Source organism: Pseudonocardia autotrophica (genome assembly GCF_003945385.1).
Taxonomy (GTDB): Bacteria; Actinomycetota; Actinomycetes; order Mycobacteriales; family Pseudonocardiaceae; genus Pseudonocardia; species Pseudonocardia autotrophica.
In genome coordinates this window covers 6842966-6865331 of record NZ_AP018920.1, presented here as the reverse complement: position 1 = coordinate 6865331, position 22366 = coordinate 6842966, and the positions used below count along the sequence as shown (strand labels likewise).

Here is a 22366-nt window from a genome sequence, read left to right as displayed (position 1 = left end):
GGTACGCGCGTCCGTCCGCGGTCGCCGATCGGCCTGCTGCCCCGGTGCCGGTCCGGCCGCCCCGGATACTCCCGCAGTGGTAGCCCCGGTGTCTCCGCGTGGACGACGCAGGTCGTCGGTCCCCCGGTCTACCGTGACGCCCGTGCCCACCCCGACCCGTCCGAGCTGGTGGGGCGGGGTGCTGCGGACCCTCGTCCTGCCGGCGGTGGTCGCGCTGCTCACCGCGGGTGGCACCGCGTTCGCGCTGAACCGGCCGTGGGGTGGGCCGCCCGGCGGAGCGCTGGACGGGATCGGGATCGCGCTGCTCGCGATCGGGCCGCTCGCCCTGGTGTTCCGGCGGGCGAACCGGGTCGCCGCGCTGGCGGTGACCGCGGGCGCGGTGGTCGGCTACCTCGGGCTGGGCTACCCGCCCACCGGGCCGACCGGGCTCGCGTTCGCGGTCGCGCTGGTCTCCGCGGTGGCGGCCGGGTCCCAGCACCGGGCGCTCGCGGTGGTGGCTGTCGCGGCGGCGGTGCTGCTCGGCTGGGTGCTGCTGTCCGGCCGGGAGGTGCCGTGGGCGGCCGTCGGTCCGGTGCTCGCCTGGCTGGCCGCGCTCATCGCGGCGGGGCTGCTGTGGCGGGTCCGCCGGGAGCGGAGCGAGCAGGCCCGCCGCGCCGCGGAGGAGGAGCGCCGGCGCCGGGTCGGTGAGGAGCGGCTGCGGATCGCCCAGGAGCTACACGACGTGCTCGGCCATCACGTGTCGCTGATCAACGTGCAGGCCGGGGTGGCGCTGTTCCTGATGGACGACGATCCGGAGCAGGCCCGCACCGCGCTCACCGAGATCAAGCGGTCCAGCCGGGATCTGCTCCGCGAGATGCGCTCCACCCTCGGTGTGCTGCGCGGTGTCGACGAGGCGGCCCCCCGGCTGCCCACCCCCGGCCTGGACCGGCTCGACGCGCTGCTCGACGAGGCCCGCGCCGCCGGGCTGCCGGTGCAGCGGCACACCACGGGCGAGCCGCGGCCGCTCCCGACCGGTACCGATCTCGCGGCGTACCGGATCGTGCAGGAGTCGCTGACCAACACCCGCCGGCATGCCGGTGCCGCGACCGCGGTCGTCACCCTGACCTACTCCGCGGACGCCCTCGAGCTGCGGATCGACGACGACGGCCGTGGCCCCGCCGACGGCGTCACCGACGGCACCGGGCTGACCGGCATGCGGGAGCGCGCCCGGTCGGTCGGCGGCACCCTGCAGGCCGGGCCCGGCCCGGCGGGTGGGTTCCGGGTGCTCGCCACCCTCCCCGCGGGCAGGGTGGAGTCATGATCCGCGTGCTGCTCGTCGACGACCAGGCCCTGGTCCGCTCCGGCTTCCGGGCGCTGCTGGGCTCCCAGCCGGATCTCACCGTCGTCGCCGAGGCCGCCGACGGCGCGCAGGCGGTGGCGGCGGCCCGCGAGCACCGGCCGGACGTGGTGCTGATGGACATCCGGATGCCCGGCACCGACGGCATCACCGCGACCCGCGAGATCAGCGCCGATCCCGCGCTGAGCGAGGTGAAGGTGATCGTGCTGACCACCTTCACCGACGACTCGTACGTGTTCGACGCGATCCGCGGCGGCGCCAGCGGCTTCCTGGTGAAGGACGCCGAGCCGGCCGACCTGATCCGCGCGATCCGGGTCGTGCACGACGGCGAGGCGCTGCTCGCGCCGGGCGTCACCCGCACCCTCATCGCCGAGTTCGCGGCCCGCTCCCGCAGCGGCCCGGCCGGGGCGGCCCGGCTGGACGCGCTGACGGAGCGGGAGCGGGAGGTGCTCGTCGAGGTCGCCGCCGGACTGTCCAACGACGAGATCGCCGCCCGTCTGTACATGAGCCCGACCACGGCGAAGACACACGTCAGCAGGTCGATGAGCAAGCTCGGCGCCCGGGACCGCGCGCAGCTGGTGGTGCTGGCCTACGAGTCCGGGCTGGTCCGCCCGGGGTGGACCGGATGAGGTGGCAGGATCACGGCGTGACCACCGTGTACGTGTTCAACGGTCCGAACCTCAACCTGCTCGGCGTCCGCAAGCCGGAGGTGTACGGCACGACCGTGCTCGCCGACGTCGAGGCGCTGTGCGCGACGGCCGCCGCCGGGCACGGCCTGGAGCTCGACTTCCGGCAGACCAACCACGAGGGCACCCTGGTCGACTGGATCCAGGAGGCCGGTGCCGCGGTCGTGCGGGGCGAGGCGCTCGGCCTGGTGCTGAACGCCGCCGCCTACACCCACACCTCGGTGGCGCTGCACGACGCGATCGAGGGTGCCCAGCTGCCCACCGTCGAGGTGCACATCTCGAACGTGCACGGCCGGGAGGAGTTCCGGCACCACTCCTACGTCTCGCCGGTGGCAGCCGGGATCGTCGTCGGGTTCGGGGTGGACGGCTACGCGCTCGCCATCGACGGCCTGGTCCGCAAGCTCCGGCCGGTGCGCTCCGCCTGAGGGCTCACCCCTCCATCGCCGACATGTCCATCCACACGAACTCCCAGCGGTGACCGTCCGGGTCGTCGACGCTGCGGCCGTACATGAAGCCGTGGTCCTGGGTCTCCCCGCCCGGGCTGCCACCGGCGGCCAGGCCGGCGTCGGCGATCCGGTCGACCTCGTCCCGGGTCTCGACGCCGAGCGCGTTGATCACCTCGCGGGCGCCGGCCGGGTCGGCGGTGCCGGCCTGCTTGGTGAACTCGATGAACCGCTTCTCGGTCATCACCATGGCGACGATCGCGTCGCTGATCACGAACGAGGCGGTCTGCTCGTCGGAGAACTGCTCGTTCAGCGTGAACCCGAGCGCGCCGTAGAAGGTCTTCGCGACGTCCAGGTCGGCGGTCGGCAGGTTGACGAAGATCATGTTGGGCATCGCGGGTCCCCCGGGGGATCGGTGGCGCCGGGGCCCGGCGCCGTACGAAGGAGTTGACCGCGACCGTTGCGGGAACTCATCGGTGCCCCCGGGACGGATCTCGGCGGCGGGTGCCCGGCGGCCGGAGCCCACGGGGTCCTCGGGCAGGATCGGGGCATGACCGTCAGATGGGGAGTCGTCGGGCCGGGCCGGATCGCCGAGATGGTCGTGCGGGACTTCACGCACGTGCCCGACGCCGAGGTGGTGGCCGTGGCGTCGCGTTCCGCGGAACGCGCGGGGGCGTTCGCGAGCCGGCACGGCATCGGCCGCACGCACACCGGGTACCGCGCGATCCTCGACGACCCGGAGGTGGACGTCCTCTACATCGCCACCCCGCACCCGCAGCACCGCGCCGTCGCGCTGGCCGCGATCGAGGCCGGCAAGGCGATCATGGTGGAGAAGGCGTTCACGGTCAGCTCGGTCGCCACCCGGGAGATCGCCGCCGCGTCCCGGCGCACCGGAGTCTTCGCCATGGAGGCCATGTGGACGCGGTTCTTCCCGGCCGTCGTCCGGCTCCGTGAGCTGCTCGCCGACGGCGCGATCGGCGAGGTCAGGTCGGTGCAGGCCGATCTCGGCGTACGGAACCTGACCGACGCGGGCGACCGCTACCTCGCGCCGGAGCTCGGCGGGGGCGCGCTGTTCGATCTCGCCGTCTACCCGATCTCGTTCGCCCAGATGGTGCTGGGCGAGCCCTCGGTGATCGCCGCGACCGGGGCGCTCGGCCCGACCGGCGTCGACCTGGAGGAGTCGATCCTGCTGGGCTGGCCGGACGGGCGCAGCGCCGCCCTGCAGGCCAGCCTCCGGTGCGCGATGCCCGGCTCGGCCCGGGTGATCGGCACCGATGGCTGGATCGAGGTCCCGCCGCGCTTCCACCATCCGGACCGGATCGAGCTGCACCGGCACGGCGCCGAGCCCGAGGAGATCGTGCTGCCCGCCACCGGCGGCGGCTACGCGCACGAGATCGCCGAGGTCACCGCGCGGGTCGCGGCCGGGGAGCAGGAGAGCCCGGTGATGCCGCTGGCCGACACGATCGCGGTGCAGGACGTGATGGCGGCCGTCGCCGACCAGCTCGGGATGATCCCGGAGGAGGGTCCCGCCACCCTGTGACCGGTCGGGTGGATGATCTTTACCCGGCGCAACGCCGGGTGTAGACCGGGCCAGATCCTCACCCCGGTCCTGCAGACGGCCGCCGGCTTCCACTGGGGTTTCGGCCTGGCCGCCGTCGGGATGGCGCTCGGCCTGGCCCAGTACACGGTCTTCCGCCGGAACCTGCCGCCCGAGGGGCGGATCGTCCCCAACCCGCTCCCGCGCGCCGGACGCGTGCGGGCCGGCCTGATCGGTGCCGTCGCGATCGCCGGTCTGCTGGTGCTGACGTTCACCGGGGTGATCACCGCCGGGCGGCTGGACTACATCGTCACCGCGATCGTCGCGGTCGCGGCCGTCGGCTACTTCACCCTGCTGCTCGCCAGCCCGAAGGTGGACCGGACCGAGCGCAGGCGGGTGCTCGCGTTCCTCCCGATGTGGGTCGCCAGCGTGGTGTTCTGGGTGATCTTCCAGCAGATCTTCACGGTGCTGACGATCTACGCCGACGAGCGGCTCGACCGGTCGGTGTTCGGCCTCTTCGTGCTGCCCGCGGGGTCGGTGCAGGCGATCGAGCCACTGTTCGTGGTGCTGCTCGCCGGGGTGTTCGCGGCGGTGTGGACGAGGCTCGGACCGCGCCAGCCGTCGTCGCCGATGAAGATGGCGATCGGGACGATCGTGGTCGGCGTCGGGTTCCTGCTGTTCGTGCCGCTCGCGGGCACCGGCCCGAACGGCACCCCGCTGCTCGCGGTCGCCGGCATCCTGCTGGTCTTCTGCCTGGCCGAGCTGTTCACCTCACCGGTCGGCCAGTCGCTGTCCACCAAGCTCGCGCCGCAGGCGTTCCGGACCCAGATGGTGGCGCTGTTCTTCCTGTCGGTCTCGATGGGCACCGTGCTCGCCGGGGTGCTCGCGCAGTTCTACAGCGCGGAGAACGAGGCTGCGTACTTCGGCGTCACCGGCGCGGCGGCGATCGTGGTCGGGCTGGTCGTCGTCGCGATGGTCCCGCGATTGAAGATCCTGATGGAGGGCGTCCGCTGATCGAACACCGGTTCGAGTTGTCCCCAGCTGTGTGCACACCTGTGGACAACTCGGCCGGTCCGTGGGCGGCGCTCACCGGCGGCGGGTGCGCCGGACCGACGGCAGGTCCAGTCCGCTCCCGGTCATCTCCCGGGAGACCCGCACGACGTGCGCGCGGACGTCCGGATCCAGGTCCGCGACCCGCAGTGCCAGCAGTTCGAGGATCGAGGCCAGGCCGAAGGCGAACTCGGGGCGGGCCAGGCCGGCGTAGTGCGCCTGGACCGCCTCGTGGCGCAACCGGGCCGCGGCGGCGAGCACCGTCTCGCGGTCCGCGCGCAGCGCGGCGGACCGACGTCGTTCGTGGGCGTTCATGCTCCCCCGTGGGTGGGCGTTCCGGGTCCGGCCCGGGGGAGCGGGCCGGGACCAGGGTGCCTCCCGGCCCCGCCCCACCGCCAGGCGTGTCCCCGAGATGTCGCACACACGTTCGAGTGGAGCGGAACTCAGAGCGACAGCAGTGCCACGGCGAGTGCCGAGGTGGCGGTCCGGAGGTGGTTCGCCCGTGTCCAGCGCCGGTCGAACGCCGACCACGGACCGCCGCGGTCCAGCGCGGAGTTGAGCGGGATGTTCACCGCCGCGGTCACCGCGAAGCCGGCGAGCCCGGCCACCGCCCCGGCGATCCGCAGCGGCTCGCCGTCGAGCGCCCCGCCGACCAGCGCCGCGCCGCAGGCGAGCGCGGTCCCGCCGAACAGCGTCCCGAACACCGGGTTCAGGATCACCCGGTTGACCTCGCGCATGGTCGCGGCCGCCTCGGCCTCCGGACGCCGGCGCAGGGCAGGCAGCACCGCCGTCGAGAACGCCAGATAGACCCCGCCGAGCAGGCCGGACCCGGCCGCGGCGAGCGCGGCGCTCACGCGGCCACCTCCTTCGCCCACTCCTCGACGGTCAGCACGCCCGTCGTGTCCGCGCGCCGATCGTGTGCGCGCACCCGCCCCTCGTTGAACGCCCGGTTCATCGCCACCTGCAGCCGGGCGACGTCGGCCGGGAGGCCCACCTCCCGCAGCAGCCCGATCAGCTCCGCATCCGGGAGCCGGGTGTAGCCCGCGTCCGGGACACCGAGCGCCGGCCCGAGCGCGGCGACGACCTCGGGCACCGTCCGGTCCGCGGGCCCCGGCACCTCGACGACCGCCGGTGCGGCCGGATCGAGCAGCGCGGCCGCGGCGGCCCGGCCGACGTCGCGGGTGGCGACCATCGGCAGCGCGAGATCCGGGTCGATCGAGTCGGCGTGCGCACCGTGCTCCCGGATCGCGTCGAACGCGGGCCGGAACGACTCGAGGAACAGGCCCGGCCGGATCCGGGTGACCCGGGCGTCCAGGGTCGCCAGCCGCTGCTCCTGCTCGTACAGGCCGCCGAGGAAACCGGTCGCGGCCAGATCCGGCCCGCCGGGGACCTCGGCGCCGAGCGAGCTGAGCGCGACCACCCGGCCGACACCAGCGCCGCGCAGCGCCGCGACCACCGACTCGCCGATCCGGCGCTGGTGTGCGGCGTAGTCCGGTTCGCCGGGGTCGAGCGGCTGCAGGGTGAACGCGGCCGCCGCGCCGTCGAACGCGCGGAGCAGGAAGCCGGTGTCGGTCAGGTCGCCGATGCACGGCTCGGCGCCGGCCGCGGTCGCGGCGGCCAGCCGGCCGGCATCGCGCCCGACGGCCCGTACCGCGACACCGGCCGCCCGCAGCTCGTGCACGACCTGCGAGCCGACGTTCCCGGTCGCTCCCAGAACGGTGATCACGATGTTCTCCCCTCGTCGATGTAGATCCAGCATCGACGGCGACGACGGGACGGACGATCCCCATCCATCCGGGTTTCATGCTCATTCGTCCACAGCTGGGGATCGTCTGTGGATGAACTGTCATGCTGTACACATGCACGCCGCGCCACCGTTCCCGGTCGCCGACCCGGTCGGCGAGGCGCTGCACGTCCTGCGGATGGACGGGGTCTTCTACTGCCGCTCCGAGCTCGGCGAGCCGTGGGGGATGACGCTGCCCGCGACACCCGGCTGTCTCTGGTTCCACGTCGTCACCTCCGGCGGCTGCCGGTTGACCGTCGGGGGCCGGGACGGCGGGCACGACGTGCTGCTGCGGCCCGGCGAGCTCGCGCTCGTCCCGCAGGGCGCCGGGCACGTGCTGCGCAGCGCCCCGGAGGTGCTCGCGCCGGACATCCGGTCGATCCCGCATCCGATGCTCGACGGCCGCTACGCGCTGCTCCGGCACGGCGGCGACGGCCCGGTGACCCGGATGGTGTGCGGCGCCGTGCGGTTCGGCCATCCCGCGGCCGGCGATCTCGTCGATCGGCTGCCCGGCCTGATCCGGGTCGAGCCCTCGCCGGTCGGCGACCGGGTGCAGGACACCCTGCGGCTGATCGCCGCCGAGGTCGAGGACGGCCGCCCCGGTGCCGCCGCGGTGATCACCCGGCTGGCCGACGTGCTGGTCATCCAGGCCGTGCGCGGCTGGCTGGAGCGTGATGCGGCGGCCCGCACCGGATGGCTCGGCGCGCTCGCCGACGAGCGGATCGGCCGGGCGCTCGCCGCGGTGCATCGGGAGCCGGAGCGGGGCTGGACGGTCGCGTCGCTGGCGGCCACCGCGACGATGTCCCGGTCGGCGTTCTCCGCGCGTTTCACCGAGCTGGTCGGTGAGCCGGTGATGGGCTACGTGACGCGCTGGCGGATGCACGCGGCCGTCGACGTCCTGTCGGGGGGAGATGCCACGGTGGCCGAGGTCGCCCGCCGCTTCGGCTACCGGTCGGAGGCGGCGTTCGCCCGGGCCTTCGTGCGGGTGGTCGGCGAGCCCGCGGGGCGGGTGCGACGGCGCACCGCGGGCCGCGGGCCGGCCGGGCTCGGTGCGTTCGCCGACGCGATCTGACCGCTCGTCCGAGAGCTCGGGGTGTCGCACACACGTTCGACGCAGGGGTGTTACGCTGCGACGACGCGGCCCGGGTGCGGCCGCCGGTACTGGTCGATTGCCCGCTATCGGCCAATATCGCGACTGCAGTAGAGAGCGGTATGCGGTGCCATCGAGCGTGCTCGATGGCGATGTATCGACGTGTCTCGGCCACGGGCTAGAAAGTGGTAGAGGATCCGATCGGAGCGTCGATGCCGGTCCATGCCGGTTTCTCGGAGAAGTCCGAGAAACGGGTAGACGACGGCATCAAGTCGCTCCGATGCCGTCGTCTGCGCTTCTCTAGTGCTGATCCGAGAGAGCGCGATGGTGTCTGATCGAGCCGGTTACAGGTGCGCCAGCTTGTCCGGGTTGCGGACCGCGTAGATCGCGGTGACCAGGTCGAGCCCGTCCACCTCGGCCACCTCGAACAGCATCACCGTGTCCACGGCGCCGCCGTCCCGCACGAGCACGCCGGGCATCCCGTTGAACACGCCGAACTCGGGGCCCGGCGCGGGGATCGGCCACCGGGTGATCCCGATCAGGAACCTGGCCACCCGGTCCCGGCCGACGATCGGCCGGGCGGCGGCCGATGCCCGCCCGCCGCCGTCGGACATCTGGACGGCGTCCGGCGCCAGCAGGGCCGTCACCGCCGCGACGTCCCCGCCGAGCGCCGCACCGACGAAGGCCTCGGCGACCCGCCGGGCCCGGTCCGCCGGCACCGAGAACCGCGGCCGCCGTGCCTGTACGTGTTCGCGTGCCCGGTGCGCGATCTGCCGCACGGTGGCAGCCGGACGGTCCAGCGTCACCGCGATCTCGTCGTAGTCGATCCCGAACGCCTCCCGGAGCACGAACACCGCCCGTTCGTCCGGCGACAGGCTCTCCAGCACCAGCAGCATCGCGACCGTGATGTCGTCGGTGCGCAGTGCCCGGTCGGAGGCGTCCCCGCCGGTGGGCAACGGCTCGGGCAGCCAGGTGCCGGGATAGGTCTCCCGGGTCCGGGCGGTGCTGCGCAGCCGGTTCAGCGCCTGCCGGCTGACCAGCCGGGCCAGGTAGGCGCGCGGATCGAGCACCTGCGCGTGGTCGACCTCGGTCCAGCGCAGCCAGCTGTCCTGCAGCACGTCCTCGACGTCGGCGACGCTGCCGAGGATGTCGTAGGCCAGCCGGAACAGCAGTCCGCGGTGGGCGCCGAACTGGGCGAGCGGATCCGCGTCCTGGCCGGTCATGCCGCCCGGCTCCGGATCGCGCGCAGCGTGTAGCGGACCACCTGCTCCTTGACCGCCGCCCCGGCGCGGCCGCCGATCGCGATCCGTCGCGGTGCGTCGTGCGTGTCGACCCACTGCACCAGCGCGACGCCCGGGCCGAGCGCCAGGCACTGCGCGCCGTAGGCGACCGAGGCCGCCGGTGCCGCCCGCCCCGCGAGACCGGCCAGCACGGTGCGCCCCGCCGCGTTCCCGAGCGGGACGGCCGCCTGGCAGCTGGCCCGCACGAAGCCGACCTCCGGCGGAGCGCTGATCGCATCTCCGGCGCCGACGATCCGCGGGTCGCCGATTCCGGTCAGCGTCGCGTCCACCAGCAGCCGTCCGGCGTCATCGGTCGGCAGCCCGCTGCGCCGGGCCAGCTCGGGGACCGCCGGCGGGGTCGCCCACACGACCACGTCGGCGCCGAGGTCCGTCGCGCCGGTGACCCGGGTGCGCTCCCGCAGCTCGATGCCCAGTGCTCGCAGCCGGGTCCGGACCCGCTCCCGGCTGCGGCTCGGCAACCCGGCCGCGACCACGGAGTCGGTCACCAGCCGGACCGTCAGGTCGGTCCGCGCGGCGGCCAGCTCGGTGGCCGTCTCCACCCCGGTCAGGCCACCGCCGACGACGGTGACGGCGCGCCCCGCAGGCAGCGCGGCGACTGCCGCGTGCAGCCGGCGGGCGTCCTCCAGCGAGTCGACCCGGTACGCCCCGGCGCCGGGCTCCGGGTTGCCGCTGCCGACCGCGTACACGAGCCGATCGAACCGCAGTACGGCGCCGTCGTCGAGGGTCACCGTGCCGTCGCCGACGGACACGGCGAGCCCGGGACGGTGCTGCACCCGCGGGTGCAGCACCGTCCGCAGCGGCACCGTCGCCTCCCCGCTGCCCGCCGCGAGCCGGTGCAGCCGGATCCGTTCGACGAACACGTCCCGCGGGCCGACCACCGTCACCTGTGCGTCCGAACCCGCCGCGATCCGGTTCGCCGCCGCAACACCGGCGTAGCCCGCTCCGAGCACCACCACCGCACGTCCCATGACCGTCCCCTTCCGTCGTCGTCGGTCGGGATGGAGACACCGGCGGGCCGCCCCGGCGTGACAATGTGTGGCACGGGTCACTTCGGTGTGCATGCCAGGGTGGGGCCATGAGTGGCGTGGCGGTGGTGACCGGGGCCGGATCGGGCATCGGGGCGGCGGTGACACGCGGGCTCCTCGACGCGGGCTGGCGGGTCGCACTCGCCGGCCGGCGGACCGACCGGCTGGACGCGGTCGCCGCCGGGCACACCGAGGCACTCACCGTGGCCACCGACGTGACCGATCCCGGATCGGTCGCCGAGCTGTTCGCCGCCGTGACCGGCCGCTGGGGCCGGGTCGATCTGCTGGTCAACAACGCGGGCACGTTCGGCCCCGGCGGCACCGTCGACGAGATCGCCGTCGAGGACTGGACGGCGACGGTCGCGACCAACCTGACCGGCTCGTTCCTGTGCGCGAGGGCGGCGTTCGGCGCGATGCGCGCCCAGCAGCCGCAGGGCGGCCGGATCATCAACAACGGGTCGATCTCGGCGCACGCCCCGCGCCCCGGCAGCGCCGCCTACACCGCGACCAAGCATGCGGTCACCGGGCTGACCAAGTCGCTGTCGCTGGACGGCCGGGAGTTCGGCATCGCCTGCGGGCAGATCGACATCGGCAACGCGGCGACCGACATGACCGCGGGCATCGCGACCGGCGCGAAGCAGGCGGACGGCACGGTCCGCCCGGAGCAGACCTTCGACGTGCGGCACGTCGCGGAGGCGGTGGTCTACATGGCCGGGCTACCGCTGTCGGCGAACGTGCAGTTCCTGACCATCGCCGCGACGACGATGCCGTGGCTCGCCCGCGGCTGAGCGGGCCGCTACGACCACCGCTTCACGAAGTCGGCGACGGCGGCGTTCACCTCCGCCGGATCGGAGGCGCTGAGGAAGTGCTGCCCGCCCTCGACGATCCGCAGCTCGGCGCCGGGGGAGTTGACGAAGCGCGCGATCCCGTCCTCGGCGTTGGCGACGGAGTAGACCGCGTCGGCGGTGCCGTGCATCCACAGCACCGGGCAGCGGACGTCGTCCAGCCTGCCGTGCAGGCCGTCCCGGTCCCGCAGGTTCACCGTGCTGACCCGCAGCCGGTGCCTGCCGTCGTCACCGGTGTAGGTGGCCTGGTAGGTGGCGCGCCAGAACGCGCGGTCCGCGTCCGACACGGTGTCGCCCAGGCCGGCGGCGAGTACGGCGTCGACGAACTCGCCCGGCACCACCCAGTCGTCCCCGACCGGCTCGGCGAGTGCGTCCACCGACGGCGAGCAGAACTCGATCCCGTCCCAGCAGCCGAGCTCGCGGCTGCGGGGGCTCTCGAAGTCCATCGACGTGCCGAGCGGGATGATCCCGCGGATCCGGTCGGGCGCGAGCAGCGCCATCCGGGCGGCGATCCAGCCGCCCTGCGAGGTGCCCAGCACGAACGCGTCCAGGATGTCGAGCGCGTCGAGCACCTGCAGGTTCGCGACGGCGCTGTCCCAGTAGGTGAAGTGCCGGTGCCCGGCCTGCGTCGCGCCGTGCCCGTACGGCTCGATCGCGAGCAGGTTGACGACCCCGGCGAGGGCCGGGTCGTCGAACTGCGGGCGGTACAGGTCGGCCGTGGTCGTGAACGAGTTGACCAGGACGAGCGTCGGGAGCGCCGGGTCGTACGGCCGGCCGAAGCGGAAGCCGATCGTGGAACCGCCGAGGTGGCTGACGCCGGTGGTGTCGGTGCTGCTCATGGGATCTCCTGGGATCGTCCGGAACGGCTGTGGGCCGGCCGGTGGAAAGCGTCTCGTTGTGAGACACGGACCGGCCTCCGGGGTGGGATACTTCCGTGACCCCTGTCACGGGAGGGTTTGATGGCCCGGACGATGCACGTCCTGCGACTGATCGTTCACGCCCGCTCACGGCAGCCGGTGCTGCTGCTCGGCGAGGCCGGTGGGGACCGCTGTGTCCCGGTATTCCTGAGACCGCCGCAGGCCGAGGTGATCGCGGCCGGCCGGCGGGACGACTCCAGCGTGGCCCTCACCCAGGACGTGCTGCTCCCGGTGCTGGAGGCGCTCGGGCGGACCTGCGAGTCGGTCGAGATCAGCGATCTCGCCGACGGCGTCTACACCGCCGAGCTGGTGTTCGACGGCGACGTCCGGGTGCAGGTCAAGCCGTCCGACGCGCTGTCGATCGCGGTCCGCGAGGGGCTGCCGATCGGGATGGCCGAGCACGTGCTCGACGAGGTCGGCCAGCCGATCGACGAGGTACTGCCGCCCGAATCGGAGGACGCCAGCGGGATCGCCGCGCAGGCCCGCGCAGCCACCGGCGGGGTTCCCGGCGAGCAGTCCGAGCATCCCGAGCAGCAGCTGCGCGAGTTCCGCGAGTTCATCGACGACGTCTCGCCGGAGGACTTCAAGTAGCGCTCAGCGCCCGGTACCGGCCGCCGAGCTCCAGCAGCGAGTGGTGCGCACCCCGCTCGATGATCCGGCCGTGCTCCAGGACGAGGATCTCGTCGGCGTCCCGCACCGTGGTCAGCCGGTGTGCGATGACGATCGCCGTCCGGCCCTCGAGCGCCTCCGCGAGTGCCGCCTGCACCGCGGCCTCCGACGTGGTGTCCAGGCTGGCGGTGGCCTCGTCGAGCACCACGATCCGGGGCTTCGCGAGCAGCACCCTGGCGATCGTCAGCCGCTGCCGCTCACCACCGGAGAGCCGGTAACCCCGCTCACCGACGACGGTGTCCAGGCCGTCCGGCAGGGACGCGACCATCTCGTCGAGCCGGGCCCGGCGCAGCGCCTCCCACAGCTGCGCGCCGGTCGCGTCCGGGGCGCCGATCCGCAGGTTCGCGGCGACCGTGTCGTGCAGCAGGTGCCCGTCCTGGGTGACGAAGCCGACCGCCCGGTGCACCGAGTCGGCGGTCAGGTCGCGCACGTCGACGCCGCCGATCCGGACGGCGCCGGAGCTCGCGTCGTAGAGCCGGGCGACCAGCTGGGCGACCGTCGACTTGCCGGCGCCGGACGATCCGACGAGCGCGACCATCCGGCCGGCCGGTGCGGTGAAGGAGACGTCGTGCAGCACCTGCTCACCGCCGCGGGTGTCCAGCGTCGCGACCTCCTCCAGCGAGGCCAGCGAGACCTGGTCCGCGGTCGGGTAGGCGAACGACACCCGATCGAACTCGACGTCGAGCGGCCCGTCCGGCACCTCCCGGGCGTCCGGCCGGTCCCGGATCGCCGGCTCCAGGTCGAGCACCTCGAAGACCCGCTCGAAGCTCACCAGCACCGTCATGATCTCCATCCGCGCCCCGGCCAGCGCGGTCAGCGGCTGGTACAGCCGGGTCAGCAGCATCGCCAGGGACACGACCTGGCCCGCGGACAGCGCGCCGGCCAGGGCGAACCCGCCGCCGACGCCGTAGACCAGTGCCACCGCCAGCGACGACGCCAGGATCAGCGCGGTGACGAACACCCACTGCAGCATCGCCGAGCGCACCCCGATCGCGCGCACCCGCTCGGCCCGGTCGGCGAACTCGGCGGACTCCTGCGCCGGCCGTCCGAACAGCTTGATCAGGGTGGCGCCGGGCGCCGAGAAGCGCTCGGTCATCCGGGTGCTCATCGCCGCGTTGTGGTCGGCGGCGGCGCGCTCGAGCGCGGCCAGCCGGCGGCCCATCAGCCGGGCCGGGAGCAGGAACGCGGGCAGCAGCAGCGCCGCGAGCACCGTCACCTGCCAGGAGATCGCGAGCATCACGCCGAGCGTGAGCAGCAGCGTCACCAGGTTGGACACCACACCGGCGAGGGTGTCGGAGAACGCCCGCTGGGCCCCGAGGACGTCGGAGTTCAAGCGGGAGACCAGTGCGCCCGTCCGGGTGCGGGTGAAGAACGCGACCGGCATCCGCTGCACGTGGTCGAACACGGTGGTGCGCAGCTGGTGGATCAGCCCCTCGCCGAGGTTCGCCGAGAGCCACCGGGTGACCAGGCCGAGTGCGGCCTCGGCGACCGCGGCCGCGGCGATCAGTCCGGCGACGACGCCGAGCACCGAGAGCGGGGCGCCGGTGGTGATGGCATCGGTGGCCCGCCCGGCCAGCAGCGGCGTGACGACGGTGAGGACCGCGCCGAGGGTGCTGGTGGCGAGGAACCACGCCATCCGCTTGCGGTGCGGGCGGGCGAGCCGCAGTATCCGGCGCCCGGTCTCCCCGGCGGGCCGCTGCCGGTGCCCCGGCTCGGTGCCCGCGTTGCGCATGGCCATGTAGATGCTCGCGTCCATACGACGGACGCTATGACCTGAAGTTCACTTCAGGTCAATGGATCAGGACTCCTCCAGGTCGGGGAGCGTCCAGGGCCGCACGACCAGCACCAGTGCCAGCCCGGCCAGCGCGATCGCGCCGAACATCGAGATGCCCAGCGCGGCGGCGTCGTTGCCGAGCAGGCCGACCACCGGGGAGGTCGCGGCGCCGATACCGAACTGCAGCGAGCCGAGCAGTGCGGCCGCCGTGCCCGCCGTCCGGCCGTGCCGGGCCAGGGCCAGCGCCGGAGCGTTCGGCAGAATGAAGCCGCAGGTCAGCAGCAGCGCCCAGATCCCGGCGAGCACGGCAGGCAATCCGCCGGTCCCGGTCGTGGTCAGGACGGCCAGCACCAGCCCGACCAGCACTCCCGCGGCCACCGCCACGGTCATCACCCGGCGCGGCTCCAGGGTGCGGAGCAGGACCGGGTTCAGCTGGGTGCCGACGACCAGCCAGATGGCGCCGGCGCCGAACAGCAGCCCGAAGGTCTGCTGGTCCACCCCGAACTGTTCCTGGAAGACGTACGCGGCGCCGGAGACGTAGCTGAACAGCGCGCCCATCGCGAGCCCGGCGACCAGCACCAGACCGACGAACGCGCGGTCGCGCAGCAGCATCCCGTAGGTGCGCAGGGTGGAGCCGAACCGGGCCGACCGGCGGCGTTCCGGGGGCAGCGTCTCGGGCAGCCCCGCGGTGACCACGGCCAGCATCACCAGGCCGTACAGGGCCAGGAACAGGAACACTCCGCGCCAGGACGTCCAGGTCAGCAGCAGCCCGCCGAGGGTCGGCGCGAGCACCGGCGCGGCGCCCATCACCAGGATCAGCCGGGAGAGCATCGTCGCGGCGGCCCGGCCGGTGAACAGGTCCCGCACGACCGCCAGTCCGACGACCGCGCCGGCCGCCGCCCCGACCCCCTGCAGCACGCGCAGCACGGCGAGCACCTCGATCGAGGGCGCCACCGCGACCAGCGCCGATGCCAGCACGTGCAGGCCGGTGCCGATCAGCAGCGGCAGCCGGCGGCCGTAGGCGTCGGACAGCGGGCCGATCAGCAGCTGACCGAGCGCGAGCCCGGCCAGCGTGCCGGTCAGCGTCAGCTGGACCGTCGTGCCCGACACGCCCAGGTCCTGGCCGACCTGGGGCAGTGCGGGCAGGTAGGTGTCGATGGTGAGCGGCCCGAGCGCGATCAGTGCGCCGAGGATCAGTGCGATCCGCAGCCTGCTCGGTGCCGCGGTGGTCGTGAGTGTCACCCGGTCCCCCTCTGCGGGGCCACGGATGTGTGGCCCCGCAACGTCCAACCCCACCGGCGGTGACGGAGATTCCGGCGGCGGTCCGGCGATCGGGTGACCGCGCTCACGCGACCGGCGCCCGGGTCGCGGGCTCCAGTCGCACCTCGATCCACTTCGAGGTCGGGCAGCGGGACTCGTCGGCGTAGGAGTCCAGGGCGACCAGCGGGTTGGTCTCCGGGTAGTACGCGGCGATGCAGCCCTTCGGCGTCGAGTACGAGACCAGCCGGAAGTCGTCGGCGCGCCGCACGGTGCCGTCCGTCCACTCGCTCACCAGGTTCACCCGGTCGCCGTCGGCGTAGCCGAGCTCGCGCAGGTCGGCGGGCGAGATGAAGACCACCCGGCGGCCGGAATGGATGCCGCGGTAGCGGTCGTCCAGGCCGTAGACGGTGGTGTTGAACTGGTCGTGGCTGCGCAGGCTCTGCAGCACCAGCCGTCCCTCGGGGAGTGTGGTGACGGTCAGCGGGCTGACCGCGAACTCGGCCTTCCCGGACGTCGTCGGGAACTCCCGGGAGTCCCGGGGCGGGTGCGGGAGCGTGAAGCCGCCCGAGCGGGCCACCTTCTCGGTGTAGGCCTCGCAGCCCGGCACGACCCGGCCGATCCGGTCCCGGATGCGGTCGTAGTCGGTGGTGAACTCGGCCCAGGGGACGACGTGGTCGGCGCCCAGGGTGGCGCGCGCGATGTTGCAGACGATGTCGACCTCGGAGCGCAGCAGCTCCCCGGCCGGCTGCGAGCGGCCGTGCGAGGCGTGCACCGCCGACATCGAGTCCTCGACGGTGACCTGCTGCGCCCGGCCCCCGGTGAGGTCCTTCTCGGTCCGGCCGAGCGCGGGCAGGATCAGCGCGTCGGTGCCCGCGACCACGTGCGAGCGGTTGAGCTTGGTGGAGATCTGCACGGTCAGTGCGCACTGCTCCAGGGCGGGCTCGGTGACCCCGGTGTCCGACATGGCCTGCGAGAAGTTGCCGCCGAGGCCGACGAACACCTTGCCATGGCCTGCGGCCATCGCCTTCACCGTGGCGATCGAGTCGTTGCCGTGCTCGCGCGGCGGATCGAAACCGAACTCGTCGCGGATGCGGTCGAGGAACTGGTCGGGCATCTGCTCCCAGATGCCCATCGTCCGGTCGCCCTGCACGTTCGAATGGCCGCGGACCGGGCACAGGCCGGCGCCCGGCTTGCCGATCATGCCCTGCAGCAGCGAGACGTTGACCATCTCGCGGATGGTGTTGACCGCGTTGCGGTGCTGGGTGATGCCCATCGCCCAGCAGTTCACGGTCCGCTCCGAGGAGACCAGCATCGCGGCGGCCTTCTCGATCTGCTCCCAGTCGAGGCCGGTCGCGGCGACGACGGCGTCGCGGTCCAGGTCCTTGACGTGTGCCGCGTAGTCCTCGAAGCCGTTGGTGTGCCGCTCGACGAAGTCGCGGTCCAGCACGCTGCCCGGGTTGCGCTCCTCGGCGGCCAGCAGCAGGTGCCCGAACGCCTGCCAGAGCGCGAGATCGCCGCCCGATCGGATCTGCAGGAACTCGTCGGCGAGCCGGGTGCCGATCCCGGTCATGCCGCGCGCGTGCTGCGGGTTGTCGAATTTGAGCAGCCCGGCCTCGGGCAGCGGGTTGATCGCCAGGATCCGCGCGCCGTTCTTCTTGGCGAGCTCCAGCGCGGACAGCATCCGGGGGTGGTTGGTGCCCGGGTTCTGCCCGGAGATGACGATCAGCTCGGCCTCGTGCAGGTCGCGCAGCGACACCGAGCCCTTGCCGATGCCGATCGACTGCGACAGGCCGACGCCGGTCGACTCGTGACACATGTTCGAGCAGTCGGGCAGGTTGTTGGTGCCGAACGCGCGGGCGAAGAGCTGGTAGGCGAACGCCGCCTCGTTGGAGGCCCGGCCCGAGGTGTAGAAGTTCGCCTGGTCCGGCGAGTCGAGCGCCCGCAGGTGCTCACCGATCAGCTCGAACGCGCTCTCCCAGCTGATCGGCTCGTAGTGTGTGCCGCCGTCGCGGCGGACCATCGGGTGCAGCAGCCTGCCCTGGCTCTCCAGCCAGTGCGCGCTGCGGGTGCGCAGGTCCTCGATCGAGTGCCGGGCGAAGAACTCCGGGGTGACCTGGCGGCGGTCGCCCTCCCAGGCGACGGCCTTGGCGCCGTTCTCGCAGAACTCCGCGGTGTGCCGCTCCCCGGGCTCCGGGTCCGGCCAGGCGCAGCTCATGCAGTCGAAGCCGTCGACCTGGTTCAGGGTGAGCAGGTTGCGTGCCGTCTTGACCACGCCCTGCTCGGCCAGTGACCGCTTCATCGAGACGGCCACGGCCTTCGCCCCGGCCGCGCTCGTCTTCCGCTCGGTGACGCGGAGCTCGGACTCCTCGGCGTCGACCGGGGGATGGATCGGGGAGACGGACACGGGTACCTCACCTGCACAGACTTCAGCGTCGAACACAACAACCTTCACCGTCGAGCCTAAGCGCGCCGGGCCGTTGTCTCGTGCTGAACGACGGTGGATCGGCTCACACGGCGGTGGCCGCCCCGCGGCGGTGGCTGCCCGCGAGCTGCCGGGTGGCCACGTTGATCCGGTTCCAGGCGTTGATCGTCGCGATGGTGGTGACGAGCAGCGCCAGCGCGCGCTCGTCGAACACCGCGGCGGCGTCGTCCCAGACCTGGTCGGGCACCGGGTCCGGACGGTCGGCCAGCCGGGTCATCGACTCGGTGAGCGCGAGCGCGGCCCGCTCCTCGCGGGTGAAGTACGGCGCCTCCCGCCAGGCGGCGACCGCGAGCAGTCGCTCGGTGCTCTCACCGGCGGCGAGCGCGTCGTGCGAGTGCATGTCGACGCAGAACCCGCAGCCGTTGATCTGGCTGGCCCGCAGTCGCACCAGCTCCTGAACCCGGTGGGTGAGTGCGGTGTCGTCGCGGGTGGAGCGTTCCAGCTCGGACAGCGCGCGGTAGCTGTCCGGGACGTGCGAGTACGGCTTGGTCATTCGCGGTTGCATGGTCTCTCCTCAGCTGGTGAGTGCATTCCGGACGCGGTCGGCCGCATCCGGGGAGTAGCGCAGGGCGTCGGTGGCGACGTCGGCGAGCGAGCGGGCCGCCAGCTCGCGCCGCCAGGCCAGCTCGGCCCCGCGCATGCTCAGCGAGATCGCGCAGGAGTCGGCGTAGTCCCTGGCGGGATCGCCGTCCGGGCCGGCGGCCAGGATCGAGGTGCAGCGGAACGCGTCCTCGGGCCCCTCCAGGGCGACGACGACGTCGAGCAGCGTCACCTGCGACGGATCCCGTTCCAGGGCGAAGCCGCCACGCGGACCGGGTACCGAGACGAGCACCCCGGCCCGGACGAGTGCCTGGAGCTGCTTGTTCAGGTACGCCGCCGGCAGGCCGTAGAGCCCGGCGAGCCGGACGGTGGGTACCGGCGAGCCCGCCCACGCGAGATTGACGCAGCAGTGCAGTGCCCACTCCACGCCGCGTCCCATCCGCATGTCCTGGACACTACTAGTCCTGGATACAAATAGTCCAGGACTAATCGACGATGCGCCGTCCGGCAGTGAGACGGAGTCCGTATGTCGGGCGGATTGCCCCGGCCGAATGGGTGTAAGCGCGCGGTTACATCTCCGTCGGATGTCTGGAAGATCCGCTTCGGCCGACACACGATGACCCGGTCACATCCGCTCCCCGAAGGGAAACCTCCCCATGAGCAAGCGCCGCATCGCCGGAATCACCGTCGCCGGCCTGGCCGCCCCGCTGCTGATGCTGGGCCTCGCCGGCTCGGCCAGCGCCGCCGAGATCACCCCGATCGCCGAGTACGTCGACTCCACCGTCGCCGACCTGCTGTCGACCGTCGGCGGCGTGCTCGACGCACTGGGTCTCGCGGCCTGAGGTGCGTCCGCCCGTGCCGGGTCAGCCCGTCTCGACCTGGTCCGTGACCGGTTCGGCCGGGCTCCCCGGCGCGGGCGCCCACGCCTCGTCGTCGAGCATCGGGCAGGCCAGCAGGTTCTCCGGGATGCCGAACGCGTCGACCAGCGTGCGGGCGTAGGGCTGCAGCTCCCCGCACAGCTCGTTGACCAGCGGGCGGATCGAGCGGGACTCGGCGGCCGTCAATCGGCCGGTCTCCAGGTACCAGGCCCGCTCGCGGTCGATCACGTCGAGCACGTGCAGGTCGTAGACCCGCTCCAGCAGCGACCGCACCCCGTCGTCGTCGATCCGGCTCAGCGCCGCGGTGAACGACTCCTCGACGAGCGTGTCGACGTGCGCGCGGGCCGAGGTCAGCAGCAGGTCCTGGTTGGCGTTGAAGACGGTGAACTCGTCGTTGCCGGTGCGCATCGCCGGTGCCAGGCTCCGGATCGCGGCGGCCAGTGTGTCGTCGCGGCGCACCCGCATCAGCGCGCGGCGGCGCTCCCGGTCGGACAGGTCCAGGCCGCGCAGCGGCAGCCGCCGGGTCGCCGAGGCCAGCCCGGTCCGCTCGGACAGCACGCCCGCGAGCTGGCGGCCGAGCAGCGGCGCGATCTGCAGCGGATTGCCCCTGCGGATCGTCCGCCCGTAGTCCGACAGCAGCTCCTTGGCCAGCAGCTGCAGCAGCACCGTGTTGTCACCCTCGAAGGTGGTGAACACGTCGGTGTCGGCCTTCAGCGCGGGCAGCAGGTTCTCCTCCAGGTAGCCGGCGCCGCCGCAGGCCTCCCGGCAGGTCTGGATGGTCCGGGTGGCGTGCCAGGTCGCGATCGCCTTGATCCCGGCGGCGGACTGCTCCAGGGTGCGCTGCTCGCGGGCACCGACCGGGGCGGCGCCGGGTGCCTGGATGTCGTGCATCCGCGACACCAGGCTCTCCTGCGTGAAGTGCAGCGCGAAGGTCGTCGCCAGCGCCGGGAGCAGCTTGCGCTGGTGGGCGAGGTAGTCGAGGACTGCGATCTCCTCGCCGGTCGACGGGTTCGAGAACTGCCGGCGCCGCTCCCCGAACCGGACGGCGAGCGCGAGCGCCTTCTGGGTCGCCCCGCCCGCGCCGCCGGCCACCGAGATCCGGCCGCGCACCAGGGTGCCCAGCATGGTGAAGAACCGGGCCGTCTCGTTCTCGATCGGCGAGGAGTAGGTCCCGTCCTCGGCGACGTCGGCGAACCGGTTGAGCAGGTTCTCCCGCGGGATGCGGACCCGCTCGAAGCTCAGCCGCCCGTTGTCGACGCCGTTGAGGCCCGCCTTGCGGCCGTCGTCGCCGATCGTGACGCCGGCCGCCGGGTTGCCGTCGGAGTCCCGGATCGGGACCAGGAAGGCGTGCACGCCGTGGGTCCCCGCGTCGGTGACGAGCTGGGCGAACACCACGGCCATCCGGCCGTCGCGGGCCGCGTTGCCGATGTACTCCTTGCGCGCCTGCGGGTACGGCGTGTGCACCACGAACTCGCCGCTCGCCCGGTCGTAGGTGGCGGTGGTGTGCAGGTGCTGCACGTCCGAGCCGTGCCCGGTCTCGGTCATCGCGAAGCAGCCGAGCAGTTCGCCGTCGACGATCCGGCGCAGGTACCGCTCGTGGTGCCCCTCGGTGCCGAGCACCTGCACGGCGCCGCCGAACAGCCCCCACTGGACGCCCGCCTTCACCAGCAGCGACAGGTCGCCGTAGGCGAGCATCGCGAACGCGGTGACGACGCCGCCCACGTCGCCGCGCCCGCCGACCGACGGGGCGAACCCGCTGTGCGGGCGCCCGGAGGCGGTCAGGATCTTGAGCGCCTCGGTGATCCGGGCGCGGTACTCCTCGGACGACGCGTCCGGATCGGCCAGTACGCCTGCGGTGGCCAGCTGGTCGCGGGTCTCGCGCCGGACGTCGGCCCAGCGGCCGTCGACGACGTCGCGCAGCGCGTCCGCCGGGATCCGGTCCGGTGCGGGAAGGGTGCCTGTCGGGGTCATTTCTGAACCTCCTGCACGTGCGGTGCCAGGCCGGAGAGTCCGGACCAGGCGAGGTCGGTGAGGTGGGCGGTGAGCCGGTCGCGGGTGGTGCCGTCCGGGCGGGCCAGCCAGTCGTCGGCGGCGCCGCGGACCAGGCCGACGATCGCGTGCCCCCAGATCCGGGCGGCGGACGGGCCGTCGTCGCCGGTGACGTGGGCGCCGATCACGGTGGCGATCTCGTCGCCGATCACGGTGACCAGGTCGTTGACCGGGTCGGTGCTGCCGTCATCCCGGGGGGCGCGCCGGCCGGCGGCCGGGCCCTGGGAGAGCAGCGGCCGGTGTACCACGAACCGGTAGAGCTCCGGGTCGATCTCGATCAGCCGTAGATAGGCGTCGATGCCGGCGCCGACGGCGGCCCGTGGGCCACCCGCCGGATCGGCCAGCGCGTCGGCGGTGGCCCGGCGGACCTCGGTGAGCAGCACGTCGGCGACCGACTCGCAGATCGCCGCGTAGAGGCCGCTGCGGTCGCCGAAGTGCCGGTAGATGACGGTCTTGCTGGTTCCGGCCGCGGCGGCGATCTCGTCCATCCCGAGGCCGGCCCCCTGGTGGCGGATGGCGCCGATGGCGGCCGCGACGAGCTGGACGCGCCGCTGCTCGCGGTGCGCGTCCCACCGGCTGTCCCGCCTGTCTCGTCCCACCTTCACGAAACCAACAGTACCGTGTACCTTGAGTATCGGCTACCCGGTGGTAATCGCGACCACCACTTCCCAGCTCACCGGTCCTACCCCAGAAGGGACGAC

23 protein-coding genes are annotated in these 22366 nt (G+C 73.2%); 9 read left to right on the top strand and 14 right to left on the bottom strand.

The genetic code is table 11. The annotated features are described in order from the left end of the window. The first annotated feature begins 142 nt into the window (after positions 1–142). From Pdca_RS35880 to aroQ, 3 genes are read left to right on the top strand one after another with little or no spacing between them, the layout of a single operon-like run. On the top strand, positions 143–1300 hold the full coding sequence (locus Pdca_RS35880; RefSeq protein WP_158092185.1) for a sensor histidine kinase: 1158 nt from the start codon (positions 143–145) through the stop codon (positions 1298–1300). Further along, positions 1297–1965 carry a response regulator transcription factor gene (locus Pdca_RS31935; RefSeq protein WP_085913345.1) on the top strand — a complete coding sequence of 223 codons (669 nt, stop codon included), beginning with the start codon at positions 1297–1299 and terminating at the stop codon, positions 1963–1965. Before Pdca_RS35880 ends, Pdca_RS31935 begins: the two co-directional genes overlap by 4 nt. Before the next feature lie 17 nt (positions 1966–1982). After that, complete coding sequence (gene aroQ / locus Pdca_RS31930; protein ID WP_085913406.1) at positions 1983–2447, top strand: type II 3-dehydroquinate dehydratase; 465 nt, start codon at positions 1983–1985, stop codon at positions 2445–2447. A gap of 4 nt (positions 2448–2451) precedes the next feature. Here the strand turns inward: aroQ and Pdca_RS31925 are convergent, their stop codons facing one another. Continuing rightward, positions 2452–2859: a VOC family protein gene (locus tag Pdca_RS31925; RefSeq protein WP_085913344.1), complete on the bottom strand. Its 408-nt coding sequence runs from the start codon at positions 2857–2859 to the stop codon at positions 2452–2454. A 156-nt stretch (positions 2860–3015) separates the two neighbouring features. Between Pdca_RS31925 and Pdca_RS31920 the strand changes: the two genes are divergently transcribed. Together Pdca_RS31920 and Pdca_RS31915 are read left to right on the top strand one after the other, a co-directional pair. Further along, positions 3016–4005 (top strand): Gfo/Idh/MocA family protein, encoded by a 990-nt coding sequence (locus tag Pdca_RS31920; RefSeq protein WP_085913343.1) that lies wholly within the window; start codon positions 3016–3018, stop codon positions 4003–4005. A 12-nt stretch (positions 4006–4017) separates the two neighbouring features. After that, positions 4018–5016, top strand: a complete 999-nt coding sequence (locus Pdca_RS31915) for a peptide MFS transporter (RefSeq protein WP_085913342.1) — start codon at positions 4018–4020, stop codon at positions 5014–5016. A gap of 72 nt (positions 5017–5088) precedes the next feature. On the opposite strand, the gene Pdca_RS31910 is transcribed toward Pdca_RS31915, so the two are convergent. The 3 genes from Pdca_RS31910 to Pdca_RS31900 all read right to left on the bottom strand — a co-directional run bounded on the left by Pdca_RS31910 (position 5089) and on the right by Pdca_RS31900 (position 6778). Beyond that, a complete protein-coding gene (locus Pdca_RS31910; RefSeq protein ID WP_085913341.1) occupies positions 5089–5367 on the bottom strand; it encodes a hypothetical protein in 279 nt (92 codons plus the stop codon). Between the two features lie 128 nt (positions 5368–5495). Then, the gene (locus Pdca_RS31905) at positions 5496–5906 is read right to left on the bottom strand and encodes an anthrone oxygenase family protein (RefSeq protein ID WP_085913340.1); all 411 of its coding nucleotides are present in this window, start codon (positions 5904–5906) and stop codon (positions 5496–5498) included. Continuing rightward, positions 5903–6778 carry an NmrA family NAD(P)-binding protein gene (locus tag Pdca_RS31900; protein ID WP_158092184.1) on the bottom strand — a complete coding sequence of 292 codons (876 nt, stop codon included), beginning with the start codon at positions 6776–6778 and terminating at the stop codon, positions 5903–5905. The genes Pdca_RS31905 and Pdca_RS31900 overlap by 4 nt, the downstream gene beginning before the upstream one ends. A 133-nt stretch (positions 6779–6911) precedes the next feature. On the opposite strand from Pdca_RS31900, the gene Pdca_RS31895 reads away from it, so the two are divergent. Next, the gene (locus Pdca_RS31895; RefSeq protein WP_085913338.1) at positions 6912–7907 is read left to right on the top strand and encodes an AraC family transcriptional regulator; all 996 of its coding nucleotides are present in this window, start codon (positions 6912–6914) and stop codon (positions 7905–7907) included. 362 nt (positions 7908–8269) lie between these two features. Here Pdca_RS31895 and sigJ read toward each other — a convergent pair whose 3' ends face one another. Next, positions 8270–9148, bottom strand: a complete 879-nt coding sequence (sigJ, locus tag Pdca_RS31890) for an RNA polymerase sigma factor SigJ (RefSeq protein WP_085913337.1) — start codon at positions 9146–9148, stop codon at positions 8270–8272. Further along, positions 9145–10194, bottom strand: coding sequence for an NAD(P)/FAD-dependent oxidoreductase (locus Pdca_RS31885; protein ID WP_158092183.1), 1050 nt, complete (start codon positions 10192–10194; stop codon positions 9145–9147). The genes sigJ and Pdca_RS31885 overlap by 4 nt, the downstream gene beginning before the upstream one ends. Positions 10195–10301: 107 nt before the next feature. On the opposite strand from Pdca_RS31885, the gene Pdca_RS31880 reads away from it, so the two are divergent. Further along, entirely contained in the window at positions 10302–11039 is a 738-nt protein-coding gene (locus Pdca_RS31880) for an SDR family oxidoreductase (RefSeq protein WP_085913335.1), read from the top strand. Between the two features lie 8 nt (positions 11040–11047). Here the strand turns inward: Pdca_RS31880 and Pdca_RS31875 are convergent, their stop codons facing one another. Continuing rightward, positions 11048–11935 carry an alpha/beta fold hydrolase gene (locus tag Pdca_RS31875; RefSeq protein ID WP_085913334.1) on the bottom strand — a complete coding sequence of 296 codons (888 nt, stop codon included), beginning with the start codon at positions 11933–11935 and terminating at the stop codon, positions 11048–11050. 120 nt (positions 11936–12055) lie between these two features. On the opposite strand from Pdca_RS31875, the gene Pdca_RS31870 reads away from it, so the two are divergent. After that, positions 12056–12604, top strand: coding sequence for a bifunctional nuclease family protein (locus Pdca_RS31870; protein ID WP_085913333.1), 549 nt, complete (start codon positions 12056–12058; stop codon positions 12602–12604). Here the strand turns inward: Pdca_RS31870 and Pdca_RS31865 are convergent. The 5 genes from Pdca_RS31865 to Pdca_RS31845 form a co-directional block, all read right to left on the bottom strand. Further along, positions 12597–14438, bottom strand: coding sequence for an ABC transporter ATP-binding protein (locus Pdca_RS31865; protein ID WP_085913332.1), 1842 nt, complete (start codon positions 14436–14438; stop codon positions 12597–12599). The two genes, Pdca_RS31870 and Pdca_RS31865, sit on opposite strands and share 8 nt — an antisense overlap. A 42-nt stretch (positions 14439–14480) precedes the next feature. Then, entirely contained in the window at positions 14481–15698 is a 1218-nt protein-coding gene (locus Pdca_RS31860; RefSeq protein ID WP_085913331.1) for a multidrug effflux MFS transporter, read from the bottom strand. A gap of 103 nt (positions 15699–15801) precedes the next feature. Beyond that, positions 15802–18120: an FdhF/YdeP family oxidoreductase gene (locus Pdca_RS31855; protein WP_085913330.1), complete on the bottom strand. Its 2319-nt coding sequence runs from the start codon at positions 18118–18120 to the stop codon at positions 15802–15804. 103 nt (positions 18121–18223) lie between these two features. Then, positions 18224–18703 carry a carboxymuconolactone decarboxylase family protein gene (locus Pdca_RS31850; RefSeq protein WP_085913329.1) on the bottom strand — a complete coding sequence of 160 codons (480 nt, stop codon included), beginning with the start codon at positions 18701–18703 and terminating at the stop codon, positions 18224–18226. A gap of 9 nt (positions 18704–18712) precedes the next feature. Continuing rightward, positions 18713–19183, bottom strand: coding sequence for an RrF2 family transcriptional regulator (locus Pdca_RS31845; RefSeq protein WP_085913328.1), 471 nt, complete (start codon positions 19181–19183; stop codon positions 18713–18715). A 211-nt stretch (positions 19184–19394) separates the two neighbouring features. On the opposite strand from Pdca_RS31845, the gene Pdca_RS31840 reads away from it, so the two are divergent. Beyond that, positions 19395–19580: a hypothetical protein gene (locus tag Pdca_RS31840; RefSeq protein WP_085913327.1), complete on the top strand. Its 186-nt coding sequence runs from the start codon at positions 19395–19397 to the stop codon at positions 19578–19580. Positions 19581–19601: 21 nt separating this feature from the next. On the opposite strand, the gene Pdca_RS31835 is transcribed toward Pdca_RS31840, so the two are convergent. Further along, positions 19602–21587, bottom strand: coding sequence for an acyl-CoA dehydrogenase family protein (locus tag Pdca_RS31835; protein WP_085913326.1), 1986 nt, complete (start codon positions 21585–21587; stop codon positions 19602–19604). Next, on the bottom strand, positions 21584–22270 hold the full coding sequence (locus Pdca_RS31830) for a TetR family transcriptional regulator (RefSeq protein WP_085913325.1): 687 nt from the start codon (positions 22268–22270) through the stop codon (positions 21584–21586). Before Pdca_RS31830 ends, Pdca_RS31835 begins: the two co-directional genes overlap by 4 nt. Between the last annotated feature and the right edge of the window lie 96 nt (positions 22271–22366).